Here is a 7,000-nt window from a genome sequence, read left to right on the forward strand (position 1 = left end):
AAATTCCCTAATCTAAAATCTAAAATCTAAAATCGGATGACTCCTAATCCATTTGCTCAAGAACGCTTACTATTTGCTCCAGCAACCCCCGATGCTGATGCTATCCCGACTATTTTTGCTTTTCCCAACGAGTACACGGTAGGTATTACCAGTCTCGGCTATCAGATAGTGTGGGCAACTTTGGCTGTGCGATCGGATATTGAAGTCAGCCGTTTATTTACTGATATCCGCGAACAACTTCCCCGACATCCCGAATTACTGGGATTTTCGCTTTCTTGGGAACTAGACTATGTAAATATTCTAAATTTATTGGAATCTCTAGAAATTCCGATTTGGGCGTCAAAACGAACTGATAATCATCCGATCGTATTCGGCGGTGGCCCGGTTTTTACGGCTAATCCAGAACCTTTTGCCGATTTTTTTGATGTGATTTTGCTGGGAGATGGCGAACATCTCATAGACAATTTTATTGATGCTTGTAAAGAAGTCCGTACCGCCGATAGAAAAACTAAATTGCGGCATTTAGCCCAAGTTCCGGGAGTTTACGTCCCCAGTTTGTACGAAGTAACTTATCTGGATGCGACTGAGGGGATTAAATCGATTCAGCCTGTCGATTCGGGAATTCCCAGTATGGTGGAAAAACAGACGTACCGCGGCAATACTTTATCTGCTTCTACTGTGGTGACAGAAAAAGCTGCTTGGGAAAATATTTACATGGTGGAAGTGGTTCGGAGTTGTCCAGAAATGTGCCGTTTTTGTTTGGCAAGTTATCTGACTTTGCCGTTTAGAACTGCGAGTTTGGAGGATTCGTTAATTCCGGCGCTCGATCGGGGTTTAGCTGTGACTAATCGTTTGGGTTTGTTGGGTGCTTCGGTCACTCAGCACCCGGAATTTGAAGCGTTGCTGGATCATTTGAATCATCCGAAATACGACGGCGTGCGGCTGAGTCTTTCTTCGGTAAGGACAAATACGGTGACAGTTAAGCTAGCAGAAATATTGACAAACAGAGACAGCAAATCTGTCACAATTGCGGTGGAAAGCGGGAGCGATCGCCTCCGCAAAATCGTTAACAAAAAACTCACCAATGACGAAATTATTCAAGCTGCTATCAATGCCAAGGCTGGAGGATTAAAGGGAATTAAACTTTACGGGATGGCGGGAATTCCCGGCGAAGAAATGGAGGATTTAGAGGAAACGGTGGCGATGATGCGGGCGATTAGAAAAGCTGTTCCCGGTTTGCGGTTGACTCTGGGATGCAGCACTTTTGTCCCGAAATCTCACACTCCTTTTCAGTGGTTTGGAGTGAATAAAGATGCGGAGAAGAGGCTGAAGTTTTTAGATAAAGAATTGCGTAAGTTGGGTTTAGAATTTAGACCTGAAAGCTATAACTGGTCGGTGATTCAGGGTTTGTTGTCAAAGGGCGATCGGCGGTTGTCTCGGCTGTTGGAATTAGTGCGGCATTACGGCGATACTTTGGGCAGTTATCGACGGGCTTTTAAGGAGTTGCGGGGACAGTTGCCGGAGATGGATTTTTATGTTTTTCAAGAGTGGGAATTGGAGCAGGTTTTGCCTTGGAGTCATTTAAAAGGGCCGCTACCGGAGGCGACTTTGAAAAAACATTTAGCGGAGGCGATGAGTCATACAACACGACAGCCAAATCAAGAATGTGAGAATTCACTAAGTCCCGTTTAGTAAATTAGATTATAATAGTCTCATGCGTGTCATTAGCCGAAAACGACTAAAAGAATTTTGGGAAACACACCCCAATGCTGAAACAAGTCTGTTGCTGTGGTATCAGCGTAGTTGTGATGCTGAATGGCAAAGTTTAGTAGATATTCGTAAAGTATTTCCTTCGGCTGACTTAGTAGGTAACTTTACGGTATTTAATATTGGTGGCAATAACTATCGGTTAATTGCTTTTATCGACTATGAATACCAGATAGTGTTTGTCCGCTGTGTTTTAACTCATGCAGAATATAATAAGGAGAACTGGAAAAATGACGACTGGTTTAAAAACTCCTAGTAGCTACTATATCGAGATAATCACAACTTTTCCACCGCGTCCCATTACTTGTGAAGCTGAGTTGATTGCTACACAAAATCGGATTGATTCTATTGTGAGTCGGAGCAATCTCACGCAGGACGATCGGGATTACTTAAACGTGTTGGGTACTCTTGTTTATGATTACGAACAAAAACATGAGCCAATGCCAGTCTTGAAAGGTATCGCACTACTGAAAGCATTGATGGTTGAAGACAATATTCAAGAAAAAGATTTGGTTGATATTTTTGAATCCGAGTCTTGGGTATCTGAGGTGATGAATGGAAAGCGGGAACTGACGGCGGGTCAAATTCACAAGTTAGCTAAGTTTTTCCATCTTTCCCCTGTGGGATTTCTTGAGTATAATTAATTGCCAGGATACTGGGATGAGTGACGCACTATAATATAATTATGCCCGAAGTCCAACCGAGAGAAATTCAGCGTTATACGACGCCAGATAACAAAGTGCCTTTCGATTAGTGGTTTGATTCGCTGAGAGATATCAATGCTCAAGCCAAGATTATATCTAGGCTTAACCGAATTGCTGATGGTAATTTAGGAGATTATCGATCCGTGGGGGAAGGCGTATGCGAACTCAAAATCAATTATGGGCCTGGCTACCGCATCTATTTTGGACAAATAGGAATAAAAATTGTGATTCTCATCTGCGGAGGCGATAAAAGCACTCAAGACAGAGATATCCGCCAAGCTAAAGAATACTGGACAGATTATAGGAGTTAAGACAATGCCTAAAAGCCTACCTTATCATCCGTTTTTGATTGAATCTCTGAGAAAAAACCCGGCATTGTCAGCCGCCTATATAACGGCGACATTAGAGGAGGAAGAGCCGGAAGCTGAACTGCTAAAACGAGCTCTCAGCGATGTAGCAGAAGCTTTGGGTCAACCAAAAATGACTCCTGAACAATATGAATTGCACTTAAAAAAACTGGATGAATTGCTGTCGCAGCAAGGAAGTGATGCGATTTATAATCTGGGAACTTGGCTGAATGCTTTGGGATTGAAACTAACAGTTGCTGTTTGTACTGATACAGAGGATAATACTGCAAATGCTGAAACGCGATCGGAAATAACTGTTTAACTTAAATCTAGAAAATGCCTAATTTTCGATATTCATCCCTAATTAATGCCACCGTTGAAGCAGTCTGGAACTTTCACGAAAGGCCCGACATTCTGCAACTTTTGACTCCGCCTTGGCAACCGGTGAAAATCATTCGCCGCGAAGGGGGACTCGATGTGGCTGCTGTATCAGAATTTCGCCTGTTATTGGGGCCGATTCCTGTAAAATGGGTGGCGACTCACACTGAGTGCGAACAATATCGCTTGTTTGTGGATGAACAAACTGAGGGGCCGATGGCACGTTGGGTTCACCGACACGAGTTTACAGCAGAAAATGGCAAGACTAGATTGACAGATGCGATCGCATTTTCGATACCGGGCGGCCCGATTGTCGATTTGCTGTTAGGTTGGTGGGTGGAAATGCGGTTAACAGATATGTTTCGCTACCGCCACGAAGTCACAAAAAGAGAGTGCGAGAAAAATGCAAACAACGGCTGAATATTACTGTGCTTTCTGCGGCGAACCGAGTACAACTTTTGTTGATATCAGCGGTGGTATGGAGCAATCTTATATCGAAGATTGTCAGGTTTGCTGTCGCCCGAATGTTCTGTATGTCAGAATAGATGAAGATACCCTGGATATTGAAATAGATACTGACTATCAAGAATAAGTGACTATAAAGATGTCGGAATTGCCTTTGATGCTGACTTGGTAGAATTCATAAATCTTGAAGCGGCTGCTTCTACGAAAGCCTGAAAAATTCGAGAGTTTACCGAACAGTTTGGCGACATTTCTGGGTGCCATTGAATTGCTATCATCCAAGGGTGATAGCAGTGCTCCATTGCTTCTACCAAAGTGTCAGGTGCATCGGCTACTACTTGCCAATCGGATGTTACCTTTCGCACTGCTTGATGATGCCAGGAAACAACTGTTGTTGAAGTTTTTCCCATAATTTTTGCTAGCCGACTGGTTGGCTCAATTTCAATGGTATGCTCGATCGCACGTGGCGGAATTCCCGATCCGTGATTAACCTCATCTCCGTAAGCATCCGGTACGTGAATCACCAAACTGCCGCCGCTGGCTACGTTCAACATTTGCATTCCCCGGCAAATCCCCAACACAGGTATGTCAGCCTTCAAAGCTAGCTTTGCTAAGCTTAATTCAAAATTGTCGCGTTCTGCATTAACCGAGTAAACTGTGCGATCGACATAACCGCCATACAGTTCGGGGTTGATATCTCCGCCCCCGGAAAAAATCAAACCATCTACTGCATCCAAAATACTAGCCGGATCTAATTGATTGGGCGGCAGTAAAATCGGAATGCCACCAGCCGCCTGAACTGCATCAATATAAGTTCCATTTAAGCGATATTCGCCTGCTGGACAGCGGTTGTATGTTGTGATGCCAACAATAGGAAATTTTTTCATTTGCTAGAGACTGGGAGATAATTATTTACATTCATACTCAGATTTGGCACTATTTGTAATCAGTGTTTCATGGGCGGGCTATAAGCCAACACTACAATAAAACTTACTTACTTATTCCGAAACAGGCATCTTGCCTGTTTCTTGTCTGATTACTTGTGATGGATTTCTACATTAAACTGAAAATTACCAGCACTGCTGTCTAATTTGTAACAGTTTTAGTATTAGTTTCCGGCAGCGGTTTGCGCGTACACAGATAAGCCAACGGCCCGAACAGCGGCACTAATGTTACTGCCCAAAATGCTGTAGAGTTCTGCATTCCTCGGCGCGCCATATCGTCTCCTAATAAGGCAGGAAATAGCAGGCAAAGCATACAAAAATCTAAACTCATTACATGGATAAAACGGCTAGTCTGCCACTGCCCAATAAAATCAGACCAATCGCCGTTTTTCAAGCCAAAGGCAACTAAACCAACAGCACCTAATGTTAAGAAAATTCCAGTAAAACGGGAGTCTAATATCTTTAAAAAGATATTTTTTTGACCGGGAAATTCTGGATTAGGTTCGCGCAGGGCTAAATAAGGCAGCAAGGCAACAGCGCCGACGCCAAAGGATAAAGTGGCAAATAACCATGCAGGTATTTTCTGGCCCCTGCCGTCAGCAAATAAGACGCAACTGTAGATGAGCGGCCAGACTCCCATGAGGTTGAATAACGCTACAATTAAAGGGTTGATGTCTGCTATTTTGCCTGTGGAAATATTGGTAATTAGTGTGATGGTTTTTTCTGGGCTGTCGGGTGGTGCAAATACAAAGGCGTAGGTGATAAATGCAATCCAAAGCAGCCCAAATCCAATTTTTCTGAACATAGTTAGTTTTTCTGACTTCTGATATTACTATAGCAAGCTTAAAGGGTTTTTGAATAATACTTTTTTTCTTTACCGCAGAGGACGCAGAGGACGCAGAGGAAGAGGGGAGAATATCTGAATGTATTGCTATTTGGTATTGCGGGTTTTGGGTAGATTGCTAAATTTTTGCATAAATTGGCGATCGATCCAATCTTTCCAGTACCACAGCAGCCGCGATTCCCACATGAAAGATCCGCGAGATGCGATCGCCCTTTTATTCCCAGTACCAATTAACCCTAAGTATTGTTCCTGCGGTGCAAAGGGTTTCAGCGGTTTTCCCAATAAAAACTGCTGCAAATTTTCAAACAGCGGTTTGCCCTGACGCACGGCAAACACGCCTGCTTTGGGACGGGGATAATTAACCATCGCAGCGATATCTCCCGCCGCAAATACGTTGGGGTGAGAGACTGATTGCAGGCAATCGTTGACTTGCATAAAGCCGTTTGAGTCTGTGGCTAAACCGGATTCTCTTATCCAATTGGCTGCCGATGCTTGTGTCACCCAAAAAATGATCTCGCACTCTAATTCTAAACCTGATTTACAGGAAATGTGGGCATTGGGCATTGGGCATTGGGCATTGGGCATCGGGCATTCTTGATGATCTTTTATGTCAATCGTTTCTGGCTTTTCTATAGCACTAACTTTTTCCATTAAATGCAGTTTAATCCCACGACTTATCAAAATTTCTTTCAGGCGGCGACGCACTCGCTGGTTATGTGCCGGCATCAATTCAGCACCGCTGTGAAACAAATGAATTTCTGATGATAAATTTTCTAAATTTTCTTCCCTCTTCCTTCTTCCCTCTTCCTTCTTCCCTCTTCCTTCTTCCCTCTTCCTTCTTCCCTCTTCCTTCTTCCCTCTTCCTTCTCCAATCGAGATTGCATATTTAATGCTAATTCTACGCCGCCTGCACCGCCGCCTACAATCGCTATCCGCAGCGGTTTATCGGGATGGTTTTGCCTTGCGGAAATTAACTGATTCCAGCTAGCTAAAAACTCCGGTACCGGTTTAGCTGCAATTGCATATTCTGCCGCCCCCGGTACAGATAAAGTCGCAGGAGTGCTGCCGATATCCACCGAAAGCACATCAAAATTAACGGGAGGACAAGTTTGACAAATAACTAAATTTTTGTTAAGGTCGATCGCGATCGCCCGATCGATTAATATTTGACACCCGGCAAATTCAGCGAGCGATCGCAAATCGATGTGACATTCATCATAATCGTAAAACCCGGCAACGTGTCCCGGCAGCATCCCCGAATAAGGCGCGTGCAGCACGTCGCTAATCAGAGTCAAACGCACACCGGGCAGCGGTTTGATACGGAACATTTTTAATACGATAGCATGACTGTGACCGCCGCCAATTAACACTAAATGTTTCACAATTACAGATGTTCGCTCGAAATGTTCCAGCACCGATATTGTACAGCACTCGAACTCCTTGGGCCGCACTATCCGGTAAGGAAAGCTTGCAGTGCGTAAGTAGTCAAACAAAATTAATTACACAAACAACTAATATGATATAATAAAAAATATCAAGTTGTGCTCAAAGAGA

Annotated in this window: 8 protein-coding genes and 2 pseudogenes; 7 read left to right on the plus strand and 3 right to left on the minus strand. The window is 43.7% G+C overall.

Translation table 11 applies throughout. From position 1 onward, the window contains the following. The first annotated feature begins 36 nt into the window (after nt 1-36). The 7 genes and pseudogenes from QUA83_RS23525 to QUA83_RS23555 all read left to right on the plus strand — a co-directional run bounded on the left by QUA83_RS23525 (nt 37) and on the right by QUA83_RS23555 (nt 3,788). The gene (locus tag QUA83_RS23525) at nt 37-1,692 is read left to right on the plus strand and encodes a radical SAM protein (protein WP_333296260.1); all 1,656 of its coding nucleotides are present in this window, start codon (nt 37-39) and stop codon (nt 1,690-1,692) included. Nucleotides 1,693-1,714: 22 nt separating this feature from the next. Next, nucleotides 1,715-2,023, plus strand: coding sequence for a type II toxin-antitoxin system HigB family toxin (locus tag QUA83_RS23530; protein ID WP_333296261.1), 309 nt, complete (start codon nt 1,715-1,717; stop codon nt 2,021-2,023). After that, nucleotides 1,998-2,411, plus strand: coding sequence for a transcriptional regulator (locus QUA83_RS23535; RefSeq protein ID WP_333296262.1), 414 nt, complete (start codon nt 1,998-2,000; stop codon nt 2,409-2,411). Before QUA83_RS23530 ends, QUA83_RS23535 begins: the two co-directional genes overlap by 26 nt. Before the next feature lie 41 nt (nt 2,412-2,452). Beyond that, nucleotides 2,453-2,782: pseudogene (locus QUA83_RS23540) on the plus strand (type II toxin-antitoxin system RelE/ParE family toxin). Between the two features lie 4 nt (nt 2,783-2,786). Further along, on the plus strand, nt 2,787-3,140 hold the full coding sequence (locus QUA83_RS23545; RefSeq protein WP_333296263.1) for a transcriptional regulator: 354 nt from the start codon (nt 2,787-2,789) through the stop codon (nt 3,138-3,140). A 14-nt stretch (nt 3,141-3,154) separates the two neighbouring features. Next, nucleotides 3,155-3,616: an SRPBCC family protein gene (locus QUA83_RS23550; protein ID WP_333296264.1), complete on the plus strand. Its 462-nt coding sequence runs from the start codon at nt 3,155-3,157 to the stop codon at nt 3,614-3,616. After that, nucleotides 3,600-3,788, plus strand: coding sequence for a CPXCG motif-containing cysteine-rich protein (locus QUA83_RS23555; protein ID WP_006635525.1), 189 nt, complete (start codon nt 3,600-3,602; stop codon nt 3,786-3,788). The genes QUA83_RS23550 and QUA83_RS23555 overlap by 17 nt, the downstream gene beginning before the upstream one ends. A gap of 4 nt (nt 3,789-3,792) precedes the next feature. Here QUA83_RS23555 and QUA83_RS23560 read toward each other — a convergent pair whose 3' ends face one another. The 3 genes and pseudogenes from QUA83_RS23560 to QUA83_RS30645 form a co-directional block, all read right to left on the minus strand. Beyond that, nucleotides 3,793-4,545, minus strand: coding sequence for a gamma-glutamyl-gamma-aminobutyrate hydrolase family protein (locus tag QUA83_RS23560; protein ID WP_333296265.1), 753 nt, complete (start codon nt 4,543-4,545; stop codon nt 3,793-3,795). A 199-nt stretch (nt 4,546-4,744) separates the two neighbouring features. Continuing rightward, nucleotides 4,745-5,407: a DUF2834 domain-containing protein gene (locus tag QUA83_RS23565; protein WP_333296266.1), complete on the minus strand. Its 663-nt coding sequence runs from the start codon at nt 5,405-5,407 to the stop codon at nt 4,745-4,747. A 126-nt stretch (nt 5,408-5,533) separates the two neighbouring features. Beyond that, nucleotides 5,534-6,774: pseudogene (locus QUA83_RS30645) on the minus strand (FAD-dependent oxidoreductase). Nucleotides 6,775-7,000: the final 226 nt, after the last annotated feature.

The organism is Microcoleus sp. K1-B1 (assembly GCF_036704705.1).
In the GTDB taxonomy this organism is placed as follows: Bacteria; Cyanobacteriota; Cyanobacteriia; order Cyanobacteriales; family Microcoleaceae; genus Microcoleus.

What these genes read in the sequence shown, in the direction of transcription:
- QUA83_RS23545 (WP_333296263.1), top strand. Translation starts at nt 2,787, where the DNA reads ATGCCTAAAAGCCTACCTTATCATCCGTTTTTGATTGAATCTCTGAGA.
- QUA83_RS23565 (WP_333296266.1), bottom strand. Translation starts at nt 5,407, where the DNA reads ATGTTCAGAAAAATTGGATTTGGGCTGCTTTGGATTGCATTTATCACC.
- QUA83_RS23535 (WP_333296262.1), top strand. Translation starts at nt 1,998, where the DNA reads ATGACGACTGGTTTAAAAACTCCTAGTAGCTACTATATCGAGATAATC.
- QUA83_RS23525 (WP_333296260.1), top strand. Translation starts at nt 37, where the DNA reads ATGACTCCTAATCCATTTGCTCAAGAACGCTTACTATTTGCTCCAGCA.
- QUA83_RS23550 (WP_333296264.1), top strand. Translation starts at nt 3,155, where the DNA reads ATGCCTAATTTTCGATATTCATCCCTAATTAATGCCACCGTTGAAGCA.
- QUA83_RS23530 (WP_333296261.1), top strand. Translation starts at nt 1,715, where the DNA reads ATGCGTGTCATTAGCCGAAAACGACTAAAAGAATTTTGGGAAACACAC.
- QUA83_RS23555 (WP_006635525.1), top strand. Translation starts at nt 3,600, where the DNA reads ATGCAAACAACGGCTGAATATTACTGTGCTTTCTGCGGCGAACCGAGT.
- QUA83_RS23560 (WP_333296265.1), bottom strand. Translation starts at nt 4,545, where the DNA reads ATGAAAAAATTTCCTATTGTTGGCATCACAACATACAACCGCTGTCCA.